This window comes from Acidimicrobiales bacterium, assembly GCA_034521975.1.
GTDB lineage: Bacteria > Actinomycetota > Acidimicrobiia > Acidimicrobiales > SKKL01 > SKKL01.
In genome coordinates this window covers 600,916-626,169 of sequence record JAXHLR010000006.1, presented here as the reverse complement: position 1 = coordinate 626,169, position 25,254 = coordinate 600,916, and the positions used below count along the sequence as shown (strand labels likewise).

The 25,254-nt window shown below is 70.3% G+C and carries 25 protein-coding genes, 1 tRNA gene and 1 pseudogene; 15 read left to right on the top strand and 12 right to left on the bottom strand.

Annotated elements, in window-relative coordinates:
- The first annotated feature begins 61 nt into the window (after positions 1-61).
- From U5K29_12545 to U5K29_12535, 3 genes are read left to right on the top strand one after another with little or no spacing between them, the layout of a single operon-like run.
- Positions 62-1,066 (top strand): serine protease, encoded by a 1,005-nt coding sequence (locus tag U5K29_12545; GenBank protein ID MDZ7679366.1) that lies wholly within the window; start codon positions 62-64, stop codon positions 1,064-1,066.
- A gap of 9 nt (positions 1,067-1,075) precedes the next feature.
- Positions 1,076-1,276, top strand: coding sequence for a hypothetical protein (locus U5K29_12540; GenBank protein ID MDZ7679365.1), 201 nt, complete (start codon positions 1,076-1,078; stop codon positions 1,274-1,276).
- A 6-nt stretch (positions 1,277-1,282) separates the two neighbouring features.
- On the top strand, positions 1,283-1,825 hold the full coding sequence (locus U5K29_12535; protein ID MDZ7679364.1) for a DUF4031 domain-containing protein: 543 nt from the start codon (positions 1,283-1,285) through the stop codon (positions 1,823-1,825).
- On the opposite strand, the gene U5K29_12530 is transcribed toward U5K29_12535, so the two are convergent.
- The gene (locus tag U5K29_12530) at positions 1,814-2,521 is read right to left on the bottom strand and encodes a helix-turn-helix domain-containing protein (protein MDZ7679363.1); all 708 of its coding nucleotides are present in this window, start codon (positions 2,519-2,521) and stop codon (positions 1,814-1,816) included. The genes U5K29_12535 and U5K29_12530 overlap by 12 nt on opposite strands.
- Before the next feature lie 115 nt (positions 2,522-2,636).
- Here U5K29_12530 and U5K29_12525 point away from each other — a divergent pair, with 115 nt between their 5' ends.
- On the top strand, positions 2,637-3,575 hold the full coding sequence (locus tag U5K29_12525; protein ID MDZ7679362.1) for an alpha/beta hydrolase: 939 nt from the start codon (positions 2,637-2,639) through the stop codon (positions 3,573-3,575).
- A 2-nt stretch (positions 3,576-3,577) separates the two neighbouring features.
- On the top strand, positions 3,578-4,243 hold the full coding sequence (cysC, locus tag U5K29_12520; GenBank protein ID MDZ7679361.1) for an adenylyl-sulfate kinase: 666 nt from the start codon (positions 3,578-3,580) through the stop codon (positions 4,241-4,243).
- On the opposite strand, the gene U5K29_12515 is transcribed toward cysC, so the two are convergent.
- Positions 4,240-4,488 carry a hypothetical protein gene (locus tag U5K29_12515; protein MDZ7679360.1) on the bottom strand — a complete coding sequence of 83 codons (249 nt, stop codon included), beginning with the start codon at positions 4,486-4,488 and terminating at the stop codon, positions 4,240-4,242. The genes cysC and U5K29_12515 overlap by 4 nt on opposite strands.
- A gap of 98 nt (positions 4,489-4,586) precedes the next feature.
- Between U5K29_12515 and U5K29_12510 the strand changes: the two genes are divergently transcribed.
- A complete protein-coding gene (locus U5K29_12510) occupies positions 4,587-5,357 on the top strand; it encodes a DUF4097 family beta strand repeat-containing protein (GenBank protein MDZ7679359.1) in 771 nt (256 codons plus the stop codon).
- A gap of 41 nt (positions 5,358-5,398) precedes the next feature.
- Positions 5,399-6,589, top strand: coding sequence for a M20 family metallopeptidase (locus tag U5K29_12505; protein MDZ7679358.1), 1,191 nt, complete (start codon positions 5,399-5,401; stop codon positions 6,587-6,589).
- A 6-nt stretch (positions 6,590-6,595) separates the two neighbouring features.
- Here U5K29_12505 and U5K29_12500 read toward each other — a convergent pair whose 3' ends face one another.
- Entirely contained in the window at positions 6,596-6,904 is a 309-nt protein-coding gene (locus U5K29_12500) for an isoamylase early set domain-containing protein (GenBank protein MDZ7679357.1), read from the bottom strand.
- A 67-nt stretch (positions 6,905-6,971) separates the two neighbouring features.
- Positions 6,972-7,889, bottom strand: a complete 918-nt coding sequence (locus U5K29_12495; GenBank protein ID MDZ7679356.1) for a septum formation family protein — start codon at positions 7,887-7,889, stop codon at positions 6,972-6,974.
- 101 nt (positions 7,890-7,990) lie between these two features.
- Between U5K29_12495 and U5K29_12490 the strand changes: the two genes are divergently transcribed.
- The 3 genes from U5K29_12490 (at position 7,991) to U5K29_12480 (ending at position 11,801) form a co-directional block, all read left to right on the top strand.
- Positions 7,991-9,001, top strand: a complete 1,011-nt coding sequence (locus U5K29_12490) for a PHB depolymerase family esterase (GenBank protein MDZ7679355.1) — start codon at positions 7,991-7,993, stop codon at positions 8,999-9,001.
- Between the two features lie 76 nt (positions 9,002-9,077).
- Positions 9,078-10,532, top strand: a complete 1,455-nt coding sequence (locus tag U5K29_12485; GenBank protein ID MDZ7679354.1) for an aconitase family protein — start codon at positions 9,078-9,080, stop codon at positions 10,530-10,532.
- 24 nt (positions 10,533-10,556) lie between these two features.
- Entirely contained in the window at positions 10,557-11,801 is a 1,245-nt protein-coding gene (locus tag U5K29_12480) for an aminotransferase class V-fold PLP-dependent enzyme (GenBank protein MDZ7679353.1), read from the top strand.
- A gap of 5 nt (positions 11,802-11,806) precedes the next feature.
- On the opposite strand, the gene U5K29_12475 is transcribed toward U5K29_12480, so the two are convergent.
- From U5K29_12475 to U5K29_12465, 3 genes are all read right to left on the bottom strand, one after another.
- Positions 11,807-11,882, bottom strand: a tRNA-Lys gene (locus U5K29_12475).
- A gap of 9 nt (positions 11,883-11,891) precedes the next feature.
- Positions 11,892-13,139: an alpha-hydroxy acid oxidase gene (locus U5K29_12470; GenBank protein ID MDZ7679352.1), complete on the bottom strand. Its 1,248-nt coding sequence runs from the start codon at positions 13,137-13,139 to the stop codon at positions 11,892-11,894.
- Positions 13,140-13,234: 95 nt separating this feature from the next.
- Entirely contained in the window at positions 13,235-13,438 is a 204-nt protein-coding gene (locus U5K29_12465; GenBank protein ID MDZ7679351.1) for a hypothetical protein, read from the bottom strand.
- 140 nt (positions 13,439-13,578) lie between these two features.
- On the opposite strand from U5K29_12465, the gene U5K29_12460 reads away from it, so the two are divergent.
- Complete coding sequence (locus tag U5K29_12460) at positions 13,579-14,952, top strand: WS/DGAT domain-containing protein (GenBank protein MDZ7679350.1); 1,374 nt, start codon at positions 13,579-13,581, stop codon at positions 14,950-14,952.
- A gap of 25 nt (positions 14,953-14,977) precedes the next feature.
- Here the strand turns inward: U5K29_12460 and U5K29_12455 are convergent.
- Positions 14,978-15,397 (bottom strand): annotated as a pseudogene (locus U5K29_12455) (HupE/UreJ family protein).
- 152 nt (positions 15,398-15,549) lie between these two features.
- Between U5K29_12455 and U5K29_12450 the strand changes: the two are divergent.
- Positions 15,550-16,017, top strand: coding sequence for a PPOX class F420-dependent oxidoreductase (locus U5K29_12450; protein ID MDZ7679349.1), 468 nt, complete (start codon positions 15,550-15,552; stop codon positions 16,015-16,017).
- Between the two features lie 19 nt (positions 16,018-16,036).
- On the opposite strand, the gene U5K29_12445 is transcribed toward U5K29_12450, so the two are convergent.
- Positions 16,037-16,822: an SDR family NAD(P)-dependent oxidoreductase gene (locus U5K29_12445; GenBank protein MDZ7679348.1), complete on the bottom strand. Its 786-nt coding sequence runs from the start codon at positions 16,820-16,822 to the stop codon at positions 16,037-16,039.
- A gap of 62 nt (positions 16,823-16,884) precedes the next feature.
- Here U5K29_12445 and U5K29_12440 point away from each other — a divergent pair, with 62 nt between their 5' ends.
- The 3 genes from U5K29_12440 (at position 16,885) to U5K29_12430 (ending at position 20,762) form a co-directional block, all read left to right on the top strand.
- Positions 16,885-17,793: a Gmad2 immunoglobulin-like domain-containing protein gene (locus tag U5K29_12440; GenBank protein MDZ7679347.1), complete on the top strand. Its 909-nt coding sequence runs from the start codon at positions 16,885-16,887 to the stop codon at positions 17,791-17,793.
- Between the two features lie 126 nt (positions 17,794-17,919).
- Complete coding sequence (locus tag U5K29_12435) at positions 17,920-18,858, top strand: TIGR03621 family F420-dependent LLM class oxidoreductase (protein MDZ7679346.1); 939 nt, start codon at positions 17,920-17,922, stop codon at positions 18,856-18,858.
- A complete protein-coding gene (locus U5K29_12430) occupies positions 18,855-20,762 on the top strand; it encodes an alkyl sulfatase dimerization domain-containing protein (GenBank protein ID MDZ7679345.1) in 1,908 nt (635 codons plus the stop codon). The genes U5K29_12435 and U5K29_12430 overlap by 4 nt, the downstream gene beginning before the upstream one ends.
- Before the next feature lie 39 nt (positions 20,763-20,801).
- Here the strand turns inward: U5K29_12430 and U5K29_12425 are convergent, their stop codons facing one another.
- From U5K29_12425 to U5K29_12415, 3 genes are all read right to left on the bottom strand, one after another.
- Positions 20,802-21,194 (bottom strand): DUF2237 domain-containing protein, encoded by a 393-nt coding sequence (locus U5K29_12425; protein ID MDZ7679344.1) that lies wholly within the window; start codon positions 21,192-21,194, stop codon positions 20,802-20,804.
- Positions 21,195-21,350: 156 nt separating this feature from the next.
- Positions 21,351-23,894 carry a DUF3516 domain-containing protein gene (locus U5K29_12420; protein MDZ7679343.1) on the bottom strand — a complete coding sequence of 848 codons (2,544 nt, stop codon included), beginning with the start codon at positions 23,892-23,894 and terminating at the stop codon, positions 21,351-21,353.
- Between the two features lie 28 nt (positions 23,895-23,922).
- Positions 23,923-25,212 carry an alkyl sulfatase dimerization domain-containing protein gene (locus U5K29_12415; protein ID MDZ7679342.1) on the bottom strand — a complete coding sequence of 430 codons (1,290 nt, stop codon included), beginning with the start codon at positions 25,210-25,212 and terminating at the stop codon, positions 23,923-23,925.
- Positions 25,213-25,254 lie beyond the last annotated feature (42 nt).

Here is a 25,254-nt window from a genome sequence, read left to right as displayed (position 1 = left end):
GCCGCCGCTCGGTCCGGGCTCTTCGGGCCCGCCCAACGGCGGGTCGAGACCGCGTCTCACCGTGCTCGCGGTCGGGGCGCTGGTGCTGGTGGCACTGGCTGCTGGGACCGTCGTCGGGATGCGCCTCGCGTCCGATGGTCCGACCGAGGTGGCGACGCCCACCACGACCACCATCGAGGCGTCCACGACGACGACCACCGCCCCGCAACGCCTCTCCTACAGCGCCGAGGAGCTTGCATCCGAGTTCGGTGATGCTGTCTGGCGCGTCGAGGCCTTCGGGTGCGACGAGGTCTGGACCGGTACCGCGTTCGCGATCGACGAGCACCACCTCGTCACCAACCACCATGTGGTCTCGAACACCACCCGGCCCAGTCTCGTGAGCCGTACCGGCACCAGAATGTCCGGCACCGTCATCGGCTGGTCGCAACGTCCCGATCTGGCGGTGATCCGGGCGGACGATCCTGTGGAGCTCTGGCTCGAGTGGGCACCCGCCGACGAGCTGCGGGAAGGACAGCGCTTGCTCGCGCTCGGCTACCCCGTCCCCGCCACCGACTTCACTGCCACCCCCGGATCGATCCTGTCGTTTCAGGCCCGCACCGGGCGGCGCGAGGCCGTCCGCACCGATGCCGCGATCGACCGTGGCAACAGTGGCGGGCCCGCGCTCGACAGCCAGGGCAGGGTCATCGGGGTCGTCACCGAGATGGCACCCAACCTCGAGGGGTTCCAACTGGTGCCGCTGGTCTTCACCTACGACCTGTTGGGGGAGTTGATCGACGGGTTCGTGGCCGCTCCCGAGGAGCCGGTCGTCGACTGTGGCGCGCTGGACGGAGGCATTCCGCAGCAGGGTCCCGACGAGCCCGACACCTGGTCCAGCGATGCCGACACCTATGGCGACCATCCGATGCTCGACGAGCTGTGGGAGCAGTGCGAGGGCGGGGACTTCCAGGCGTGCGACGATCTGTGGTGGCTGGCTCCGCCCGAATCCGGGTACGAGAGGTTCGGTGACACCTGTGGCGGACGCAACGAGCCCGCCGGCTGGTGCATCGAGATCTATGAGAGGGGGTGAACGAGCGAGGTGAGACGGCACCTGGCGCTCGCCGCACGGGCGATCCTGGGCGCGGGGTGCGGCGCTGACGGCGACCACGACCCCGAGACCCCCTCGGACCCCCTCGCCGACGCCATGGACGTGGCGGCCACCGGCGTGCGGTCCGCGCCGACCACCGCACCGCCGACCACCGCGCCGCCGACCACCGCACCTGCGGCCTCGGGGCGTTGATCGCCGATGGCCATCCTGGTCGATGAGGCCATCTGGGAGTGGCGGGGCCGCCGGTGGGCCCACCTCGTGTCCGATTCCGATCCCGACGAGCTCCACGACTTCGCCCACCGCTTGGGTGTGCCGTACCTGGCCTTCCAGGGAGACCACTACGACATCCACACCGAACTGCGACGGCAGGCGATCGGTGCGGGGGCGCGTCCGGTCAGCGGGCGTGAGGTCGTCGTGGCCCTGCGCGACGCGGGACTGCGGCGCCGTGGGCCGATGGATCCGTGGCAGTGGCGGTGGAGACGCCGCGTCACCTCGCCTCGTCACGATCCACTGCCCGAGGCGGTCGACGACACGGTGGGTGCGGTGATCCGGCGGTTCGCGACGGGGAGTGCACCGGTCGAGGTGGCCAGAGCTCAGCGTTCGGCCGAATCGGTGCTGGTGGTCTCGACCTCCGCTCAGGTCGCCATCGAAGCCGGCCTGGTGTCCGTGGACCGCACCACGACCTTGCATCGCTCCCGTGGGGAGCGAGGAACCTACGCCGAATGGCGCTCAGTCGTCTGAGGTCCTGCCCGGGCGATCGTCGGTATCACCCCGGTCGGCGTCGATGCCGACCAGCAGGCGCTCGAGGGTGTAGCTGAAGTGGTCATCGTGGGACAGCTCCTGGAGGTATCCCGAGATGCGTCCGTGGTCGACGTTGTCGTGGGCGTCGATCAGCAGCTTCCGGATGCGCTCTTCGGACCACGGCGCGTTGTCGCGGGCGTGGCGGGCCATGATCTCTTCCTGATCACAGCGCGCCAGCACGTAGCTGGCGAGGGCCGCGTAGGCGCGGGCCGCGGAGCGCTCGTCGAACCCGGACTCGACCAGCAGGCTCACGGCATCGTCGATCACCCGCCAGGTCATCGAGGGCGGAGCTTCCTGGCGCAACAGGTAGCCGGCCACCCCGGGGAACCGGTGCAGCTCGGCTCGCCAGCCCATGGCGTAGTCGCGCATCTGGTCGATCCAGGGCCGTCCGTCGTGGGCGATGTGGACGTGCTCGCCGACGCGGTCCACCGCTATGTCGAGCAACTGCTTCTTGCTCGGGATGTGGTGGTAGAGCGCCATCGGGGTGACACCGATCTCATCGGCCAGGCGGCGCATGGTGACCGCGCTGATGCCTTGGTGCCGGATCAGCTCGAGCGCGGCGTCGATGATCTCGTCGCGGCTGAGCACGGGCCGGCGGGCGGCGTCGCCATCGGCGACTTCTGCGGCAGCGGTCACATGCCCACGCTAGCCACATCGGCACCTCGCGGTGTAGCTCGCCCACCGTCGGTGGTCGGCTGGTGAGGTGGAGGTTTCGCTAGGGTGCCGGTGGTCGTGGACAGGAGGAGCGTCGATGCCGGTCGGCCCGCAGGAACAGCAGCTGCTCGAGATGATGGCAACCGCGGCTCCCGAAGAGCGCCCACCGCTCGAGGTCGCGACCCTTCGCCGGGAGTACGCAGCCCTGGCCGACATGGTGCCGCCCGGCCCACCGGTCGCTACCACCGACCGGACGATCCCCGGACCGGCAGGTGAGGTTCCCGTGCGGGTGTACTCGCCGTCGGGGGATGGACCCTTCGGCGTGCTGGTGTACCTGCACGGCGGCGGCTGGACCATCGGAGACCTCGACACCCACGATCATCCCTGCCGGACCCTCTGCGAGGAGGCATCGGTGGTGGTGGTGTCGGTCGACTACCGGCTGGCTCCCGAGCACCCCTTCCCCGCCGCGCTCGACGACGCGTGGGCGGCACTGACCTGGGTGGCCGATCATGGCGCGGAGATCGGTGGCCGACCCGACCGACTCGCGGTCGGTGGTGACAGCGGCGGAGGAAACCTGGCGGCGGTACTCGCCCTGATGGCCCGCGACCATGGCGGGCCGGCGCTCGACTTCCAGCTGCTGGTGTACCCCGCCGTCGACCTCCGTGAGGAGGCGACCGACCGCTACCCGTCGCGCCGCGAGAACGGCACCGGCCATGTGCTCACCTTGGAGCACATGGAGCTCTTCTCCGCCAGCTACCGGCCGGATCCCGCACTCGGCCACGATTGGCGGGTGTCGCCGCTGCTGGCCGAGGACCATCGCGACCTACCGCCGGCCCTGGTGATCACCGCCGGGTTCGACCCGTTGCGTGACGAGGGATCCGTCTATGCCGACACCCTCCGCTCCGCGGGGGTCGAGGTCGTGCACTCGGACTACCCCGACACCGTGCACGCCATGTTCCAACTCGCCCCGTTCCTCGACGCCGGCGCACGTGCGCTCTCGGAGTCCGCGGCCGCGTTGCGCACGGCGCTGGGGTGACGATGGCGACCGGCCGGCCAGGCGGTACCGGGCACCGAGATCCGCACCCCGAGGTCACCTGGCACGCCGGGGCCATCGATCGGGCCGACCGGCAGCGCCAACTGGGCGTGACGGGTGCGACCGTGTGGCTCACCGGCTTGTCCGGATCGGGGAAGTCCACCCTCGCGTTCGAGGTGGAGTCACGCCTGGTGGGGAAGGGCATCCCCGCCTACGTGCTCGACGGCGACAACCTGCGCCACGGCCTCAACGCCGGGCTCGGCTTCAGCGCCGAGGACCGAGCCGAGAACGTGCGGCGCGTGGGCGAGGTCGCGCTGGTGCTCGCCGATGCCGGAGTGGTCGCACTCGCCCCGTTGGTCAGCCCCTACCGCAACGATCGCGACCGGGTGCGGGCCCGGCACGACGCCGCCGGACTCCCCTTCGTCGAGGTGCACGTGGCCACGCCGCTCGACGAGTGCGAGCGGCGCGACCCCAAGGGGCTCTACGCCAAGGCCAGAGCGGGCGAGATCTCGGGACTGACCGGACTCGACGACCCCTGGGAGCCCCCCACCACTCCCGAGCTCGAGGTGTCGACGGGCACGCCTGCCGAGCAGGCCGCTGCGGTGGTCGACCTGCTCTGCGAGCTGGGCGTCGTCCCCCGTGCCGACGGATCTGCGACCGATCGGCACTAGTCGGCTCGGTCGTCTGTTCCCGACGAGTGGCCCTCGTCCGCAGTGGTCGCGCCCGCCTCGGGAGCGTCGCCCACCGCGCGGCGCTGGGCTGCTCGGCGGACCCTGGACAGCACGGTTCGTGGGCCACCCATCCGGCGCACGTCGCGAACGGCCATCGCGACCAGCGCGGCGAGTGCCAGCCAGAACGCCGCTGCGAACCACCAGGGAACCAGCTCGGATGCGAGCACAGGGGCAGCGTCGTTCACCGTGGCCAGGTTAGTGGCCTGGCCGGGGTGACCTCCTGCCCGGACCTACCATGGCTCCCTCGGGAGCGACGAGGAAGTAGTCGAGGATGGCCCAACCCATGACCGATCTCAACAGCTCGCGGACGCTGCCGAGGGCGCGCCGCCGGGCCCAGCGGTGGCCACGCTGGCTGAAGGTGATCGCCGCGCTCGTCGTGGTCGTCATCCTCGGCGCCGTCGGACTCGGAGCCGCCCGCCTGCTCGACCGCCGGGAGTTCAGCTCGGTCACGCTGGCGGGACCGGTCGACCGCATCGACCTGCAGGTGGCCAGCGGAGACATCGAGCTCGTGGAGGGTTCGAGTGGTGATGTGACGGTGCAGCGCACCTCGGCCTGGCGCCTCCGGCCCCCCGACCTGGTGGCGGCCGTCGACGAGTCCACCGCCCGCATTCACGCAACCTGTCCCCGCGTCCTGGTCCCATTGGCGACCTGCTCGGTCGCTCACCGGATCGAGGTGCCTGAAGGGGTGCGGGTCGACGTGCGCACCGACGCCGGAACGGTCACCGCCGAGGGTCTGGACGGTTGGGTGCGCATCATCACCTCCAACGGCCGGGTCGAGGCCACGGACCTCGCCAGCGACGAGCTGGTCGTCGACACCCACGGAGGAGACGTGCAGGCGTGGTTCACCGACGCTCCCAGCCGGGTCGACGTCGCCACCAGCGGAGGTGACGTCGAGCTGATCCTGCCCGAGGCCCCATACGAGGTGACCGTCAGCGCCGATGGCGGAGAGGTCGAGACGAGGGTCGAGACCGAGGAGTTCGCCGAGCGGACGATCAGGGTCCGCAGCGGTGGTGGGTCGGTTGTGATCGACCCACCACCCCGTGTCCCACGCTGAGCGGCCCCTGGCGGGCTACGGTCGGCGCGGTGGCCGGTCCGATGAGCACGATTCATGACGACATGGTCTCGGCTCTGCCGGAGATGGTCGAGCTGCGGCACCGCCTGCACCGTCGGCCCGAGCTGGGTCTGCAGCTGCCCGGCACCCAGGCGGCCGTGCTCGCCGAGCTCGATGGGCTTCCGCTCCGGATCGAGACGGGATCGACCTGCACCTCGGTCGTCGCCACGCTCGACGGTGCCCACCCGGGCCCCACGGTGCTGCTGCGAGCCGACATGGACGCCCTTCCCATGCCCGAGGACACCGGTCTCGACCATGCCAGCGAGGTGTCCGGTGCCATGCACGCCTGCGGCCACGATGCCCACGTGTCGATGCTGGTCGCCGCCGTCCGGCAGCTGGTCGCCCGACGTGACGAGCTCCAGGGTCGGGTGCGGTTCATGTTCCAGCCCGGCGAGGAGGGGTTCGGCGGCGCCCAGCACATGATCGACGACGGCGTGCTCGACGGCGTCGACGCCGGCTTCGCGATCCACGTCACCCCCAACCTGCCGTCGGGATGGATCATGACCCGACCCGGGCCGTTCATGGCCTCGGCCGACGAGCTGTTCATCACCGTTCGGGGTCGTGGCGGTCATGCCTCGACCCCGCACTTCACCGCCGACCCGGTGCCGGTCGCCTGCGAGATCGTCGGTGCCATCCAGACGATGGTCACCCGCCGCGTCGACGTGTTCGCCCCGGCCGTGGTCACCATCGCCAGGATCCAGGCGGGAACGACCACCAACGTCATCCCCGAGACCGCCGAGCTCTCGGGCACGATCCGCACCGTGTCGGAGGCGACCAGGGCGGGCGTGCACGCCGATCTGGTGCGACTGGCGGAGGGGATCGCCTCGGCGCACGGAATGGCCGCCGAGGTCGAGGTGGTCCCCCAGTACCCGGTGACCGTGAACCACGCGGGGATCGCCGAGCTCGCCCTCGAGGTCGGTGGCGAGGTGGTGCGCGGCGGACGCGCCGTCGAGTCGCCGGCTCCCCTGATGGGGGCCGAGGACTGGTCGATGATCCTGAAGCGCATCCCCGGTGCGATGGCCTTCCTCGGGGTGTGCCCTCCCGACGTGGCCGATCCCCGCCAGGCGGCTGCCTGTCACTCCAACCTGATGCGCATGGACGACCACGCCATGACCACCGGCGCGGCGATGCACGTTGCCATGGCCTTCGCCCTGCTCGCCTGGGCTGGTGACTGAAGCTGGTCAGCCACCGCCGGTCGCGGTGACCAGCACGCTGTTCTCGCCACCCAGACCGTTCGCCCGCGTGCCGTCGGCATGCGGATCGTTGCACCACTCGGATCCGTCGACCAGGTAGCGGAACTCGATGTCGCCGTCGCGTGGGAGCCGGAGCTTGGCCTTGAGGGGTCCGGATCCTCGCGGGTACCGGCGCATGGGCACCGCGACCCAGCCGAGGGCGTCGACCGCGACCGCGGCCTCGGCAGCGTCGGGACGGTCGAGCTCGAAGGTGAGCTCTACCGCGTCGATCGAGTTGAAGTAGCGCTTGTGCACCACGATCGCTTCCCTTCGTCTCCCCAGGTCGTCCCGGCAATGTAGCGGCGCCGGCTCAGTCGGGCTCAGCTCAGCGCTGTGATCCCTCGACCGACTCGGTGAGCAGCTGCTCGTCGGGTGCGGCCACCGCACACGCCACCTCGCGGTCGTCGTCGGCCCAGGACTCCTCGGTCGGCGCCAGCCACAGCAGCACCAACTCGGATTCGGCGAGCGGCACGCCCACGTACTGCTCGAACCCGGGCTCGCACAGCGCCTGGCTGTCCTCGTCGCGCGCCTCGGCGCCGGGGAACGGTTCTCCGAGGGGTGTTGCGAGCCGCTCGACCCCGAACACCTCGGCACGGTGGGGTTCGGCGCAGTCGACCAGCATCACGGTCGTGACGACGAGGCCCTCACCGGAGTCGACATCGGTGGTGTCGAAGCAGTCGCCGGCGCCCAGGTCGAACGCCGAGACCTCGCCGTCGTCCTCGGTGGTGGTCGTGGTGTCCTCGACGGTGGTGGTGGGGTCGGTGCCATCGGCCGTCTCGGTGGTGGATGGGGCACCGGCGTCGTCGTCGTCCTCGCCGAGGTCGAGCAGGAACCAGGCGCCCACCGCGGCGGCGACGGCGACCAACAACACGATGAGCACCAGCACCGGTACCACCCAGCGCCGCCGCCGGCGAGATGTGGCGCGGTCGGTCCCATCATCGGGTTCGCGGACCCAGCCGTCGCCCCCCGCACCGTCGGACACCACCGGTGGGGTCGCGTCCTCGACGACCGGCTGGTCTCCCGCCCCTTCGTCGGCGGGCATCTGGTCACCGGATGCCTCGGCATCTGGTTCCTCGGAGTCGTCGTCCTCACCCTGGGCGGTGGGGTCGGAGTCGTCTCGGGGTGGTTGGTCGCCGTCCTGGCCGCCGGGGCCGTCACGTCTCGAACCGGACCGTGCCTCGGGTGGGTAGTACAGCCCGTCGGAGGCGCGCCACCACCCGGGGCCCTGCGGTACGTCGCTCACCGCCAGCTCCTCGAAGTCGTCAGCATCCCATCGAACCTACCCCGATGCGGACCGCCTCAGGCTCGCGGTCGGCATCGACGCCGGACAGATAGGATCCTGGCGTGATCCGTCGGCGCTCGATGCGCAGCGGTGGGGGACTGCTGTGCATCGTCCTCGGATTGTCGTCGGTGGTCGCCTGTGGGCCCGACGACGATCCCAACACGCCGGTGCACGCCCAGACCCCGCCGGTCGAGGCGCCGCCCCCGTCCCGTGATCCATCCGTCCCCACCGTGCGTGCAGGGCGTCCGTCGCCGGCGTGTCGGACCGCAACGTCGATCGACGCCGGTGTGCACACCCGGAGGTGGTTGGAGGTCGACCGTCAGGTGATCGTGCACCTGCCGGAACCACAGGTGGCCGTCACCGGCCCGCCGCCGGTCGTGTTCAGCCTGCACGGGTCGGCCGCCAGCGCCGCGAGTCACGACGCGTTCCTTCCCTTCTCGACCCCCGCCGCCGAACGGGGCTATGTGGTGCTGATCCCCGAGGGCATGCCGCCCAGCGACGAGGTGCCGTTGCAGGTGTGGGAGCTGTTCCCCGGCATCTACCCCGACGACCCCGGATACCTGGCGTCGCTCGTCGACTGGATCGGATCGGCGACCTGTGTCGACCTCGATCGTGTCTATGCCGCCGGGTTTTCCAACGGCTCGACGATGACCAACGTGCTCGCGTGCCACGCCGGGGGACGGTTCCGCGCCATCGGGGCGGTCGCCGCGCACCGGTTCCCCATCGTGTGCCCATCGGGGCCGGTGTCGGTGCTCGGCATCCACGGCACCGCCGACTCGATCGTGCCCTACCTGGGTGGACCACTGCTGCGACGTCCCGACATCTGGATGCCACCGGTCGAGGAGACCTTCGACGCCTGGGCCGAGGTCGGCGGCTGCGACGCGGACCCCCGCTCCAGCTCGGTCTCGGGCGTGGTCGTCCGCCGCGACTGGGATGGGTGCGACGCCGGCATCGACGTGGTGCTCTACAGCCTCATCGGCGGTGGCCACGCATGGCCGCGGGCCGACGACCCGCTCGCACCGGCCGAGATCGATGCCACGACCCTGATCCTCGACTTCTTCGACGCCAACTGATCAACAGCCCCCGCTGATCACACGCCACGCTCCCGCCACGTGGGCCAGAGGTTTCTCACCGGTAGCCTCGGCAGTGATGTCTCGGATGCCTCCACGACGTCGCGTCGGGCGGACGGATGCGGCACCGCCCACCCCCACCACCCTGGTCGACAAGATCTGGGCTTCCCACCTGGCCGCCTCCCCGGCCGCGGACGACGAACCAGCGTTCCACCACCTGTCCGTCGACCGGATCCTGTTGCACGAGCACCAGGTGGGGCTGGTGGGCCGTGCCCACCATGGTGCGTGGCGCGTCTCCGAACCGGATCGCATCATCGCCTGCTCCGACCAGCAGTTCCCCACCATCCCCTCCGATGGTGGTCCGCGTCAGGGTGCCCAGCTCATGTCCGCGGTCGAACGTCTCGAGCGCACCAGCGACGCGGTGGGCCTCCCGTTGTTCGGCCCCGGTGACCATCGCGGCGGGATCGTCAACGTGGTCGCCGCCGAGCAGGGCATGGTGCTTCCCGGGAACCTCGTGGTCGGGGCCGACGCCCACGTCTCGACCCTGGGCGGTCTGGGCGGGCTGGCGCTGGTGATCTCCGATGCCGAGGTGGCCGAGGTGGTGGAGACCGGCACGGTTCGGCGTCCATGGCCGGGTGTGGTGCGGGTGAGCGTGCCCGGCTCGCTGACCAGCGACGCCACCGGCAAGGATCTGGCGCTGTGGCTACTCGGCCGCGTCGGCTCCGGTGCGGTGGCCGGACGCTTCCTCGAGCTCGTCGGCCCGGTGGTTCGCCGGCTGTCGGTCGAAGCCAGGATGACGCTGTGCAACCTCGCGGTCGAAGCCGGCGCCACCGCGGTCGTGATCGCCCCCGACCGGTTGACCGAGCAGTACCTGGCCGGCCGGCCCTTCGCCCCGACCGGTGCCGCCTGGGACCGAGCGGTCGCCGAATGGGAATCGCTCGGGACCGACCCCGGCGCCGACTTCGATGCCGATCTCGGTCTCCTCGCCGAGGAGGTGCGACCCCACACCACCTGGGGGACCCACATCGACCAGGTGGCACCACTCGACGGGGCGGTACCCATGCCCCGCGGCGGCGAGCCGGCCGAGCGTGACCGGCGGGCGCTGATCGACCAGGACCTCCAACCCGGCACCCCCATCGACCAGATCGAGATCGACCAGGTCTTCATCGGCTCGTGCGCCAACGCCCGGGTCGAAGACATCCGGGCCGCGGCCGCGGTCGCACGGGGCGGACGGGCGCAGGTGCCGGCCTGGGTGGTGCCCGGTTCGTGGCCGGTCAAGCGCCAGGCCGAGGCCGAAGGGTTGCACCGCATCTTTCTCGACGCAGGGTTCGAATGGCGCGACCCGGGCTGTTCGCTGTGCATCGGCACCAACGGCGACGCGGTGGCACCGGGCGCACGGTTGGCCTCCACCGCGAACCGTCCGGTGCGTGCGCTGGTCGGACCGGGTGCCCGTGTGCACATCATGAGCCCGGCATCGGCCGCGGCGAGCGCGCTCATCGGTCGCCTCAGCCCGCCGTCTTCTGTCGCCGATTGACCACCAGCCTGGCAGACTCGGTCGATGCAGCTCCCCAAGCAGGGTCGACCCGCAGACGAGGTGTTGGCCGAGCTCGACGAGATGGCCGCCGACGACGTCGACTGGCACGGTGGCCGAGTCTTCAGCTTGGCGTACTTCGCCACCGAGGAGATCTACCGGGTGGCCCGGGCGGCCAACGATCGCTACCTGTCCGCCAACGCACTGAACCTGGCGGCCTTCCCCAGCGTGCGGCGGATGCAGTCCGAGGTGGTGGCCGCGGTGGCGGGCTGGCTCAACGGCGGGGACGACGCCGCGGGGTTCATGACCACCGGTGGTACCGAGAGCATCCTCATGGCGGTCAAGGCCGCCCGAGAGCGGGGGCGATCCGAGTGGGGGACGACCGAACCCGAGATGGTGCTGCCGGTGTCGGCCCATGCCGCGTTCGAGAAGGGGGCGCACTACTTCGGGGTGCGGTCGGTGCGGGTGCCCGTGGGCGACGACTTCCGCGCCGACGTCGCGGCCATGGAGGCGGCGATCACCCCCGACACGGTGATGGTGGTCGGCTCCGCCCCGCAGTACCCCCAGGGGGTGATCGACCCCATCGAGGATCTCGCCGCCCTGGCTGCGGATCGGGGCATCAACTGCCACGTCGACGCCTGCATGGGCGGGGTCACCCTGCCGTTCCTGCGCCGCCTGGGTGAGGACATCCCCTCCTTCGACTTCGCGGTGCCGGGCGTGACGTCGATGTCGATCGATCTGCACAAGTACGGCTACACGGCCAAGGGCGCGTCGGTGATCATCCATCGCGACAAGACCCTGCGCAGCTACCAGGGCTTCGTCACCGACAACTGGACCGGTGGTCTCTATGGCAGCTCCGGGGTTCTGGGCACCAAGAGCGGAGGCCCGATCGCCGCCGCCTGGGCGGTCATGCAACACGTGGGCGACGACGGATACCTGCACCTGACCGACATCGCCCGGCGCTCCACGTTGTCGCTGCGACGCCGGCTGGAGGCAATCCCCGGCGTCGAGGTGCTCGGCGACACCCCCACCACGCTCATCGCCTTCCGCTTCACCGATGTCGACACCTTCGCCGTCGCCGACGAACTGGGTCGAAGCGGTTGGTACTGCGACCGTCAGGGTCCACCCGACTCGCTGCACTGCACCGTGCACGCCGGACACGAGCACACGGTCGGCCCTTTCGCCGAGGCGGTCGCCGCAGCAGGCGAGGCGGTGCGATCGGCGTCGCGGCCCGCCGAGGGCGAGGCCGGCGCCTACGGCACGCTGGACTGATTGGGTGGTAGGCCGCCCGGGGCTCGAACCCGGCACCTTGGGATTAAAAGTCCCCTGCTCTACCCGATGAGCTAGCGGCCCGGCGACAGGCTACTTGGCGTCGCCCGCGACCGGGCCGGTAGGAGCGGTGACGAGGTCGGGACCGAGCTCGTCGATCGAGGTGACACCGAGCAGGGCCATGGTCCGGGCGACGTCGTCGGCCAGCAGGTCGAGCACGTGGTCGACGCCGCGTTCGCCCGCGGCAGCCAGGCCCCAGAGGTAGGCGCGCCCGATCGTGCAGGCGTCCGCGCCGAGGGCGAGGGCCTTCACGATGTCGCTGCCGCGGCGTACGCCACCGTCGCAGATGACCTCGACCCGGTCGCCGACGGCATCGACCACCGGCGCGACCAGGCTGATCGGGCTCGGTGCGGTGTCGAGCTGGCGTCCGCCGTGGTTGGACAGGGCGATGGCGTCGATCCCGGCCTCGGTGGCGAGCGTGGCGTCGGCGACGCTCTGGATCCCCTTGATCACGATCGGCCCGCTCCACGCCGACCGCAGCCAGTCGAGGTCGGCCCACGACAGGGTGGGGTCGAACTGCGACGCGATGTAGTCGGCCAGGCTCACCGCCGTCGACCCGTCGCCGACCCCCTGTCCGGCCACGTTGGCAAAGGTGATCGGCTCGGAGCGCACGAAGCTCCACGTCCAGCTTGGGTGGAGGGCGCCGTCGACGAGGGTGCCCGGCCCGATCTTGGGGGGCAGGGAGAACCCTCGGCGCACGTCGCGCTCGCGCCGCCCGGGCACGGCGGTGTCGACGGTGAGGACGATGGCCTCGTAGCCGCTGTCGGCAGCACGGGACAGCAGTTCGGTGACCAGCCCACGGTCACGCCAGACATAGACCTGGAACCACAGCGGTCCAGCGCTGGTGCTCGCGACCTCTTCGATCGAGCGGGTTGCCAGCGTCGACAGCGTGTAGGGCAGCCGGGCGCGCGCTGCCGCCCTCGCCACCGCCAGTTCTCCCTCGGGGTCGGCGATCCGGGTGAAGCCGGTCGGTGCCAGGACCAGCGGCAGCGGCAGCGATCGCCCCAGCAGGGTGCTCGAGGTGTCGACGGAGCTCACGTCGCGCAGCACGCGGGGACGGAGGCCCACCGACGCGAAGTCGCCGGTGTTCGCGGCCAGGGTGCGTTCGTCCTCGGCACCACCGTCGAGGTAGTCGAAGATGCCCCGCGGCAGGCGGCGGCGCGCGGCGCGGCGCAGATCGGTGACCGATGCGGCCCGGTTCAGGCGCCGGGTGGTGGGATCTGATTCGACCGGGGCGAAGCGGGCCACCGATCTGATGGTCTCGACCATGTCGCGCAGCACGGCTCGAACCTACCGTGCCCGCGTGCACCCGACTCGAGGTCGCGCGGTCCCGCTGCCCGAAACAGTGGAACCGGGCAGCGGGAGGCTCGACGGGCTCAGGCCGCAGCGGGGGCGTTCGACTCGGGCAGATGGTCGGCCAGCTCGGCGAGGCGGCTCCACAGCTGCGCGATCTCGTCGTCGTAGCCGGAAGCTTCGTCGGCCCAGCCCTGCTCGGATGCTGCCTCCCGCTGGGCCTCCAGCTCGATGATCTGCAGCTCGATGCCGGTGGCGGCGAACTCGGGACAGACGTAAGTCTTCATGTCGTGACGGCTACCCGGCCCGGAGTGGCCCAAACGTGACGATCGTGTTGCAGCCTGGTGAGCCCCCGAACGAGGGGCCTGTCGCAGCCGAACACGGGTAGCGTGGTGCCATCGCACGATGGCGGCCGGGAGGTGCAGCGGTGGCGACCAAGCAGCGGGTGTCCCTCGACGACGCGACGTGGCTGCACATGGACGGCGTCGACAATCCGATGGTGGTCAACACCCTGGTCATCCTCGGCGGCCGCCCCGACTGGACGCGGGTCGTCGAGCGGTTCGTCGACCGTGTCGTCGGGGTCTTCCCACGCTTCCGCCAGCGCGTGACCCAGGAACCGCCCACGCTCGGCAACCTCGGTGGGCCGCACTGGGAGGACGATCCCGCCTTTTCGCTCGATCGCCACGTCGAGCGGGTCCAGCTCGGTGGCGACGACTTCGAGGCCTCGTTGCGGAGCCACCTCGGTCCCGAGGTCGCCACCCTGCTCGATCCCGAGCGCCCCCGTTGGAAGTTGCAGCTCATCGACGGCGCTGATGGTCGGTCCGCGATGTTGCTCCGCAGTCATCACTCGATGGCCGACGGTCTGGCGCTGGTCCAGGTGCTGCTGGCCATGGCCGATCCTCCCGGCACCGAGGTTTCCCACCGCGGGCAGATGCCGGTGGACGCCACCGACCAGGGTCGCAGCGCTGGCCAACCCGGGCTCGCCGTACCCGACGGGCTCGCGGTGTTCGCCAACCCGGCACGACTGCTCGATGCCGCCGGCGAGGCGCGTGCCAACCTGAAGGTGTACCGCAAGCTGGCGATGCTCGCCGACCAGAAGAACGCGATGCGGGCACCCCTGACGGGAGCCAAGCAACTGGGGTGGTCGAACGCCGTTGACCTCGACGGCGTGAAGCTGGTCGCCGAAGCCACCGGTGCGACGGTCAACGATGTGGCCCTGGCCATCTTCGCCGGAGCCCTCCACCGCTACTTCGAGCAGCACGGTTCGATCCCCTACCGGGTGGGGGTGACGATCCCGTTCAACCTCCGCGACCTCGACGCGCCGCTCGATCCGGCACTGGGCAACCAGCTCGGCCTGGTGTTCATCAACCTGCCCGTCGGCATCGCCGACCCGCGGGCCCGGCTGGACCACATCCGACGCCGAATGGCCAAGATCAAGGCGTCGCCCGAGGGCGAAGTGGTGCGAGGGGGCATGGCCATGGTCGGTGCCGTCCCCGCTCGTGGCATGGCCAAGGCGTGGATGGAGCTCTTCACCGGCAAGTGCACCGCGATCATCACCAACATCATCGGCCCGCGGGCTCCGATCAGCCTCGGTGGGGTGCCGGTGCAGGACTTCATGCTGTGGGTGCCCACGTCCGGGTCGATCGGTGTCGGCCTCAGCATCGTCACCTATGGCGACCAGCTCCGGTTCGGGGTGCAGGTCGACGAGGGTGTGGTCACCGACCTCGACCGGTTGCTCGCGGCCATCGACCACGAGCTGGCCGACCTCGACCGGTTCGTGCTCGCCAGTCGCACGGCCTGACCGACCGGCAGGCCGAGCACCTCGATCAGGTGGCGACGAGGGTGAGCCCAAAGGCGGCCAGCACCACGCCACCGACGACCCGGCCGAGGTCGAAGCGGCGCATGGCGACACCGGCGATCGCTCCGGCCGCGTGCAGGATCGAGGTGGCGAGCACGAACGCGACCACGTAGGCGACCGGTGCCGCGGCGGCTGGTGCCTCGAGACCGTGGGCGTTGCCGTGGGCGGCGCCGGCGATGGCCACCATGGGCAGCAGTTACCAGCCGAGCGGGGCGTGCCTGGCCGCCAGCAGCACCAGTCCACCGATCAGGACCGACGCGGCGATGATGGTCTCGACCCCACCGAGCTCGGTGCCGGCGAAGCCGATGGTCCCACCGGCGACCATGGCACCCACGAAGGCCGGCGGCGACGAGACCGGCGAGCAGGAGCAGCCCGAGAGCGGTGGCACTGCGACGGACGGTGCGACGAAGGGACGCGGTGCTTCGAGCAGACATGGGAACCTTCCACGGGTTGAGCCTGGTGGGAGCCATTCAACCAACTACACGGCTGGGCCGCCCGCCGTTCCCGCGACGCGGCGCGCTGCCGGGCAGACTGGGACACATGCCCCGCAAGATCGCGACCAACACCCGTGTCGACCGTGCCGGTCTGCTCGAGTTTCTCCGCCCCCGCCACCGCCTGATGCTGTCCACCACCCGGGCCGACGGCCGCCCGCAGATGTCACCGGTCACCGGCGGTGTCGACGCCGAGGGACGCCTGGTCGTCTCGACCTATCCGGCGCGGGCCAAGGTGGTCAACCTCCGTGCCCGTCCCCAGGTGTCGGTCTGTGTCGTCTCCGACGAGTGGAACGGGCCATGGGTCCAGGTCGACGGTACCGCCGAGGTGATCGACCTCCCCGACGCCGTCGAACCGCTCGTCGACTACTACCGGTCGATCTCCGGGGAGCACCCCGACTGGGACGAGTACCGCGAGGCCATGCTCGAGCAAGGCAAGTGCCTCATCCGGATCACGATCGACCGGTGGGGCCCCATCGCCACCGGTGGGTTCCCACCCGAGCTGGCCGACGGCTGAGCGTCCTGCCTCGGCTGGATCAGACCCTGACTCCGGTCAGGGCGAGCTCGACGAACCGGCGAGGAAGCTCGACTGCGGTCGAGAAGGCGGCGGCTCGGCGTGGGAGGCGTACATGGCGACGCCCCCGGATCACGGCCTCGACGGTCGCGTCCACCACGGTCGGCACGTCGACATCGATGATCAACTGCAGCTGTTCGAGACGCCGCAGGGCTCGGCCCGAGGAGGGAAGGCCCCGCATGTTGTCGGACATGTCGCTGGTGCTGACCGGCCCGACCTCCACCAGGGTGGTGTCGATCGGGCGCCCCCGGAGATCGCTGCGCAACCCTGCGGTGAAGTGCGACAGGCCCGCCTTGGAGGCCGAGTACACGGAGTAGCCCGGCATCGGTGCAACCGAGGCCATCGATGACATGTTCACGATGTGTCCACCGTCGCTGGCGAGCATCCCGGGCAGCGCCAGGCGGCACAGGTCGATCGGAGCGTTGAGGTTGAGTGCGAGGATCCGGTCGTTGGTGTTGCCGTCCGAACCGACGATGGGGCTCGGCGCATCGATTGCGGCGTTGTTGACCAGCACATCGACCGGGCCGTCGGTGATGATCCGATCCCACACCGAACGTCGCTCCTCGGCGTTGGCGAGGTCGGCCACGTAGGCGTCGCCCCCGAGCTCGTCGGCCAGGGCCTCGAGGGCCGGAGCCGACCTGGCGACCAGCGCCAGCTGCGCCCCCTCGACCGCGAAGCGTCGAGCCAAGGCGGCCCCGATGCCTCGCGATGCCCCGGTGACCAGTACTCGCTTGCCCCGCAGTTCCATCGGGCGAGCGTACCGACACAAACCGCGCCGTGCTCGGGTCCGCGTTCTGGGAGACTGCCCCCATGGGAAGAACACCGGTGATGCAGCGCTTGATGCTCCGGCTGGCGGTGGTCGCGGTCCTGGTCGTGATCGCCGGCGCGTGCGGTAACGACGACGACGCCGCGCCCGACACCACCGCGACGGGCGCCGATCCCACCACCACCACGACCGAGGCGGAGACCACCACCACCGAGGTGGAGACCACGCCGGTGTCGGTCTACTTCTTCGACGGGGAGGAGCTGAAGGTCGGCTACGTGCGCCAGGCCGAGGGGCTGGGCGTGGCCGCCGAAGCCCTCGAGGCCCTCCTCGCCGGCCCCAACGGCGACGATGAGGCGCTCGGGCTCCACACCGAGATCCCCGACGGCACAGAGCTGCTGGGGGTCGACATCGTCGACAACCAGGCCACGGTCGATCTCTCCGGCGAGTTCGAGTCCGGTGGTGGCACCCTGTCGATGAGCGCCCGGCTGGCCCAGGTGGTGTTCACCACCAGCCAGTTCCCCTCGGTCGATGAGGTCGTCATTCATCTCGACGGCGAACCGGCGGAGACGCTCGGTGGCGAAGGGCTCATGATCGCCGATCCGCTCACCCGTGCCGACTTCGAGTTCGAGGGCGACATCTACCACCTCACCCCCGCCATCCTCATCGAGACCCCGCGCCCCGGTGAGGAGGTGCGCGACTCGATTCGGGTGACCGGCCGGTCGAACACCTTCGAGGCCGCCCTGTACTTCGAGATCGTCGACAGCGACGGCGATGTGGTGGTCGAGGAGACCTACGCCATGGCCACGTCGGGGACGGGCACCCCCGGCGACTTCGACGAGACCCTCGAGCTCCCCGACGACACGCCGGAGTCGATCGTCTTGTTGGCCTATGACCTGTCGGCCCGGGATGGTTCGCGCGTCGGCATCACCGAGGTCCCCCTCACCGTCGGCTGACACCACCCGTCCACCGGCGATCCAGATCCACTCCTGGGTTCCGGGCAGGCGAGCGCGCGGGGCGCGTGCTGGACTGTTCGGTTCCCGGGGGCGAGACTCGGGGCCAGTCGACCCCAGGGGGTGTTCATGGCAGGCCATCGACCGTTTCGCTTCGCGGCACAGATCGGCGACGCGCCGGAGGGCAGCAGCTGGCAGGACCAGGCCCGCAAGGTCGAGGACCTGGGCTACTCCACGCTGTTGATGCCCGACCACTTCGACCGCCAGCTCGCCCCGATCAGCGCGCTCACCGCCGCAGCCGAGGCCACCACCGAGCTGCGTGTCGGGGCCCTGGTGTTCGACAACGACTACCGCCACCCCCTGGTTCTGGCCAAGGAGATGGCCAGCCTCGACGTGCTCTCCGGGGGACGGGTCGAGCTGGGGATCGGCGCCGGCTGGATGCGCACCGACTACGAGCAGTCGGGCATCGACTACGACCGGCCCGGCGTCCGCATCGACCGCATGCTCGAAGGCCTGTCGGTGATCCGAGGTTGCTTCTCCGGCGAGCCGTTCTCGTTCGACGGCGAGCACTACACGATCACCGACCACACCGGCCATCCGCTGCCGGTCCAGGTCGGTGGCCCGCCGATCATGATCGGAGCCGGGGCCAAGCGCATGCTCGGTGTCGCCGCCCGAGAGGCCGACATCGTCAGCGTGAACTTCGACCTGTCCTCGGGCGCGGTGGGGCCCGAAGCGCTCGTCACCGGCACCGGCGATGCCACCCGCCAGAAGGTGGAGTGGATGAAGGAGGCGGCAGGCGACCGGTTCGACGACCTCGAGTTGTCGGTGACCGTGTTCTTCGCTGCTGTCACCGATGACCCGGACAAGCTGATGGAACAGGTGGCTCCTGGCTTCGGCGTCGACCTGACCGGGGGCTACGACCTGCCCCACATCCTCGTGGGCTCGGTCGACCAGATCTGTGAGACCCTCGTGCAACGGCGCGAGGAGCTCGGCTTCAGCTACATCGTCGTGTCCGGCGGAGCGTGGGAAGCGATGGCTCCGGTGGTCGCCCGGCTGGCAGGTACGTGAGCGCCGCCCCCCAGCCGGCCAGCGAGGCCACCCGCCTCGCCAACGCGGCGGCTGCGGCGTCGTTGCCGCTGGAGGACACGACCGATCACGAGCTGGCCACCAGGGGACTGGTTGCAACACATCCCACCGGCCGCATCGACCGCGCCGACGGGCGTGCGGCGTGGGACACCTCGGCCCACGACTTCGTGCGCGATGCCGGCGCTGCGCCCGACACCGTCAACCCCAGCCTGTGGCGTCAGGCGAAGCTCAACTCGATCCACGGTCTGTTCGAGGTCGTGCCCGGCGTGTGGCAGGCCCGCGGGTACGACCTCTCCAACGTCACCTTCGTCGCCGGCGACACCGGCTGGATCGTGATCGACCCGCTCACCACGGCGGAGACCGCGGCCGCCTGCCTGGCGCTGGCCGACGAGCACCTCGGCGCTCGCCCGGTCGTCGCGGTCATCTACACCCACAGCCACGTCGACCACTTCGGAGGGGTGCACGGGGTGGTCGACGAGGACGACGTGGTGGCTGGTCGGGTTCGCATCATCGCTCCGACCGGCTTCATGGCCGAGGCGGTCAGCGAGAACGTGATCGCCGGACCGGCCATGTCGCGACGCGCCCAGTACATGTACGGCGGGTTGTTGCCGGTCAGCCCGACCGGACACGTCGATGCCGGGCTCGGAAAGACCACGCCGAAGGGCACCGTCGGGCTCATCGCTCCCACCGAGGAGATCGCCGAGACGGGCACCGAGCTCGTGCTCGACGGTGTGCGCCTGGTGTTCCAGTACACGCCGGGTACCGAAGCCCCCGCCGAGATGAACTTCCTGTTCCCCGACCTACGGCTCCTCTGCATGGCCGAGAACTGCACCGCCACCATGCACAACGTGTACACGCCCCGTGGCGCCCAGGTGCGAGACGCCTTGGCATGGAGCAAGTACATCGCCGAGGCCATCGAGCTGTTCGCCGCCGATGCCGACGTGTGCTTCGCCAGCCACCACTGGCCCCGGTGGGGCGTCGACGAGGTGCGCCGGTTCCTCACCCAGCAGCGCGACCTCTACCGCTGGCTGCACGACCAGACCATGCGCCTGGCCAACCACGGGCTCACCGCCGTCGAGATCGCCGAGGAGCTCGATTCGCTCCCACCCGAGCTCGCCGACGAGTTCCACGCCCGCGGCTACTACGGCACGATCAACCACAACGTGAAGGCGGTGTACCAGCGCTACCTGGGCTGGTTCGACGCCAACCCCGCCAACCTGCACACGCTGCCCCCGACCGAGACGGGACGCCGCTACGTCGAGCTGATGGGCGGCGCCGACGCGGTCATCGCCGCCGGCCGGTCGGCGTTCGACGCGGGCGAGTACCGGTGGGTGGCCGAGCTGGTGAACCACGTGGTGTTCGCCGATCCCGAGAACCGGGCCGCCCGGTCGCTCCAGGCCGACGCGCTCGAACAGCTGGGCTATCAGGCCGAGTCGGGGCCGTGGCGCAACTTCTACCTCACCGGCGCACAGGAACTGCGGGCCGAGGGGCCGCCACCCTCGGGCGAGGGGCGGGCAGGCGGTGGGTTGCTCGCGGCGCTCAGCGTCGAGCAGATCTTCGACGCGCTCGGTGTGCGGCTGAACGGGCCGGCTGCTGCGGGCAAGCGCATCCTCGTCAACTGGCGGTTCACCGATCTCGGCGAGGATCACATCCTGGGGCTGGAGAACGGTGCACTGCACCACGTTGCCGGTCGCCACGCGGCCGATGCCGCGGCGACAGTCACCATCTCGCGAGCGCTCCTCGCCCAGATCCTGGCGGGGACGACCACCTTTCCCGATCAGGTCGCCGCTGGTTCGGCCACCATCGAGGGCGACGTCGATGCGCTCGTCGAGCTGTTCGACCACCTCGATCGATTCGCCGCCTGGTTCCCCATCGTCACGCCCTGATCGGCCGCGCGCTCGCTGCCGGGGACCCCGACGGCGGGATCAGTCCTCGAGCGCGCTCAGGTCGGGGGGAACGTCGACCGCGTACTGCTCGAGCACGTCCAACGGGATGAGCCCGAGGACGGCTTCGTTGGTCGACGCGAGCACCACGGGCGCGGCGACGCCCGCCTCGTGGGCACGGAGCCAGTTGGCCGCCGTGACACACCACCGGTCGCCAGGCTTGAGCCCGGCGAAGTGGTACTGCGGCATCGGTGTCGACAGGTCGTTGCCGATGCTGCGTTGATGAGCGAGGAACTCCTCGCTGACGACCGCACAGATGGTGTGGCTCCCCATATCTTCGGGCCCGGTGTTGCAGCACCCGTCGCGGAAGAACCCGGTGAGCGGGTCGGTGCCGCACTCTTCGATCTCGCCACCGAGGACGTTTCGTTCGGCCATCGCGCCAGGATCGCCGCGCGACCGCCCAAACGCCAACCGCGACCGCCTGGTGCCGATCGGGGGGTGAGACATGTCGCCGAATCGTGAACCGCCGCGTTCTGTGAAGACTTTCCAACCCATGCGGTTGGAAAGTCTTCACAGAATCCGAGTGTTGGATCAGCCGAGCTGTTCGATGCCGACGAGAGACATGACCGGCACGCCCTCCTCGTCGCTGGCATCGAGGTCGACGGTGGCGACGATCGCCCAGTCGCCGTCGCCGGCGGGGTCGTCGAGCACCTGGCGCACCTCCCAGGTCCGTCCTGTCGGCGCGAGGTGGAACCGCTCGCCCGAGCGGGCACCGGGACCGATGCCGATCGAGTCGTGCTCGGCCCAGTACGGCGCCATCGCCTCGGCCACCGACTCCAACCGCCACTCGCCCGAGGCGTCCCGTTCCACCAGCTCGCCGTAGGCCCGGCGGGCCAGCAGCTCGACCCAGCGGAACGACTCGTTGCGCACCATGACCCGGAACGCCCGGTCGTTGGCGGTGACCACGTCGCGGGCCGCGCCCACCCGCTCGGTCGGAACCGGCGCGGCCGCGGCCTCGTCGAGATCCTCGGGGTGCTGGAGGGCTTCCCACTCCTCGAGCAGGCTCGAGTCGACCTGGCGGACCATCTCGCCCAGCCACTCGGTGAGGTCGTAGACCTCGTCGGTCTTGGCCTCCTCGGGCACGTTCTGCACCAGCCCCTTGTAGGTGTCGGACAGGTAGCGGAGGAGGAGCCCCTCGCTGCGGGCCAGGCCGTAGTGGGCGACGTAGTCGTGAAAGGTCATCGCCCGCTCGTAGAGCTCGCGAGCCACCGATTTGGGGTTGATGTTGTGGTCGGCCACCCACGGGTGCCGGGTGGCATAGGCGTTGAACAGGTCGTAGGTGAAGTCCCGCAGCGGCTTCGGGTACTCGAGCTTGTCGAGCTCCTCCATCCGCTGGTCGTACTCGACCCCCTCGGACTTGAGGCGGGCGACCAGCTCGCCCCGAAGCTTGTCGAGCTGCGCGGCCAGGATCACCCCGGGGTTCTCCAGCACGGCCTCGACCAGCGACAGCACGTCGAGCGGGTAGGTGCCGGCCTCGCGGTCGAGCAGCGGAACGGCCTCGAGCACGAACGGCGACAACGGCTGGTTGAGCGCGAAGTCGGCCTGCAGCTCGACGGTGACCCGCACCACACGTTCCTCGTCGTCGGGCTCGTCGAGGACCTCGACCACCCCCGACCCGAGCATCGACCGGTACATCGAGATCGCCCGGCGGATGTGGTGACGCTGTGCCGGCCGGGGCTCGTGGTTGTCGACCAGCAGCTCGCGCATCGCCCCGCACCCATCGCCTGGACGGTCCAGCACGTTGAGCAGCATCGAGTGGCTGACCTTGAAGCTCGAGGTCAGCACCTCGGGTGGCGCGGCGATCAGCTTGTCGAAGGTGTCCTCGCTCCACGGCACGAACCCGCGGGTGGGCGGCTTCTTGCGCACGACCTTGCGCTTCTTCTTGGGGTCGTCGCCCACCTTGGCCAGCGCCTTGTCGTTCTCGATCACGTGGTCGGGTGCCTGGGCCCAGACCATGCCCGCGGTGTCGTAACCGGCCCGACCGGCCCGACCGGCGATCTGGTGGAACTCCCGGGCGGTCAGGAGCCGGGTGCTGACGCCGTCGTACTTGCAGAGCTGGGTGAACAGCACCGTGCGGATGGGCACGTTGATCCCAACGCCCAAGGTGTCGGTGCCACAGATCACCTTGAGGTGGCCGTCCTGGGCCAGGCGCTCGACCAGGCGCCGGTACTTGGGGAGCATCCCCGCGTGGTGAACCCCGATGCCATGGCGGAGGTAGCGGTTGAGCGACTTGCCGAACCCCGGCCCGAAGCGGAACCCGCCGAGCGCTTCGGAGATGGCATCCTTCTCCTCTCGCGAGCACAGGTTGATGCTCATCAGCGCCTGGGCCCGCTCGACCGCCGAGGCCTGGGTGAAGTGCACGACATAGGCGGGGGTCAGGTCTCGCTCGAGGAGCTCGTCGACGATGTCGTGCATGGCCGTGCGCTTGTACTCGTAGTGCAGTGGTACCGGCCGGTCGGTGTGTGCGACCTCGACCGTGGACCGGCCGGTGCGCCGGCTCAGGTCGGTCTGGAACCGCCTGGTGTCGCCCAGGGTGGCCGACATCAGCACGAACTGGGTGTGGGGGAGGGTGAGCAGCGGCACCTGCCACGCCCAGCCACGGTCGGGCTCGGCGTAGAAGTGGAACTCGTCCATCACCACCTGACCCACGTCGGTGGCCTCGCCCTCGCGCAGCGCCAGATTGGCGAGGATCTCCGCGGTGGCGCAGATGACCGGGGCGTTGGGGTTCACCGCGGCGTCGCCGGTCATCATCCCCACGTGCTCGCGCCCCAGCTCGCGGCAGAGGTCGAAGAACTTCTCCGACACCAGCGCCTTGATCGGAGCCGTGTAGAAGGTGCGGCGGCCGTCGGCGAGCGCGGCGGCGTGGGCGGCGAGGGCCACCAACGACTTCCCGGACCCGGTCGGGGTGGCCAGGATGACGTTCGACCCGGCGTAGATCTCGAGGATCGCCTCCTCCTGGGCGGGGTACAGCGTCATGCCACGCGTCCCCACCCAGGAGGTGAAGGCGTCGAGCAGGTCGTCGGGATCGGTTCCCGAGCCGGGGGCGGGGATGTGGTCGGCCAGCGTGGAGGTCATCTCCCCCCGATGATGGCCGCTCGGGCGCTCAGGCGCCGCCCGCCCGCTCGCGGGACTGGCGCGCGGCCCAGCCGTAGATGCCCTTGGCCATGAGCGACGACTCCGCCCGCCGCCGTGCCTGGTAGATCTCGGCCCTGGCCCCGTGGGCGTCGAGATCGTCGGGGGCGGCCTGGGTCGCCAGCTCCACCAGCTGGCACGCGAGGCGAAGATCGCCTGCGTCGGCCAGGGCGCGGGCCCGGTCGACCAACGGTTCCACGCCGCCGACCAGCGACGCGACCTCGGTGGCGAACACCGCGTCGGGAGCCGGTTTGAGCCGTGACGGATTGCCGTCGTACCAGCCCCCGTAGAGCCGCCAGATGTTGCGGACGACGAACTCGGGCTCGTCGTAGAGCGGTCGCAGGTAGGGCTTGGCCAACAGGTCCGGGTCGACCGTCACCGTGTTCACGATGTGGTCGAGGGTGGCGCCCTCGTTCATCAGCGCCAGCGTGTCCGACACCAGCGCTTCGAGGGCGGTGGCCACGTCGTCGAGCACCATCGCGATCCGTTCCCTCCCGGCGATGGGGAGTCCGTGCGCGGGCAGCAGCAGCTCGGGCTCGACGGCGATCATGTCGCGCAGCGCCCGCGCCCACTCGAGCGGGTATCGCTGCACCTTCTGGGGGTTGCCGGCGTTGGGGAAGTTCCAGATCAAGAAGTCGCCCGAGCAGATGGCGCGGTGCTGGGGCAGCCACGCCCAGAGATGGTCGTCGGTCTCGCCCTTGGCGTGGCGGAGCTCGATGTCGATACCGCCGATCCGGATGTTGAGAGCATCGCCAACGGTGGTCGACGGTCGGGCCACGTCCTCGGCGAGGAACCGGGCTTGGTCACCGAGGCCCAGCGCACCCGCACCCCGGCGACCACCGAACTGACGGGCGTTGATGGTCACGTTGTAGCCGTTGGTGAGGTCGTAGCGGTCCATGCGGGCGAGCACGTTCTCGTGGCCGAGCACGTCGGGGGCTCCCGCACCACGCTCGTGGGCGTCGGCCACGAAGGCCCCACTGCCCCCCACGTGGTCCACGTGTCCATGGGTGTAGACGAGGGTGTGGAGCGGATCGTCGGTCCAGGCTCGCAGCGCGTCGACGACCGCGGGTCCGGTCCGGGCGCCGCTCGTGTCGAAGCAGATCAGTCCATCGTCGGTTCGGACCGCGACCACGTGGGAGAACGACTCGACGAGCGAGATCCCGTCGGTGATCTCGGAGAGCTCCTGGGTCACCCGGTTGACGGGTTCGTCGGCCACCCCTCCGTCGATGATGTGAGCAGACAGCCCCAACAGATCAGGCATCATGTTCCCCCTCGAGTCGTGCGGTCGATGGTAGGCACCGGG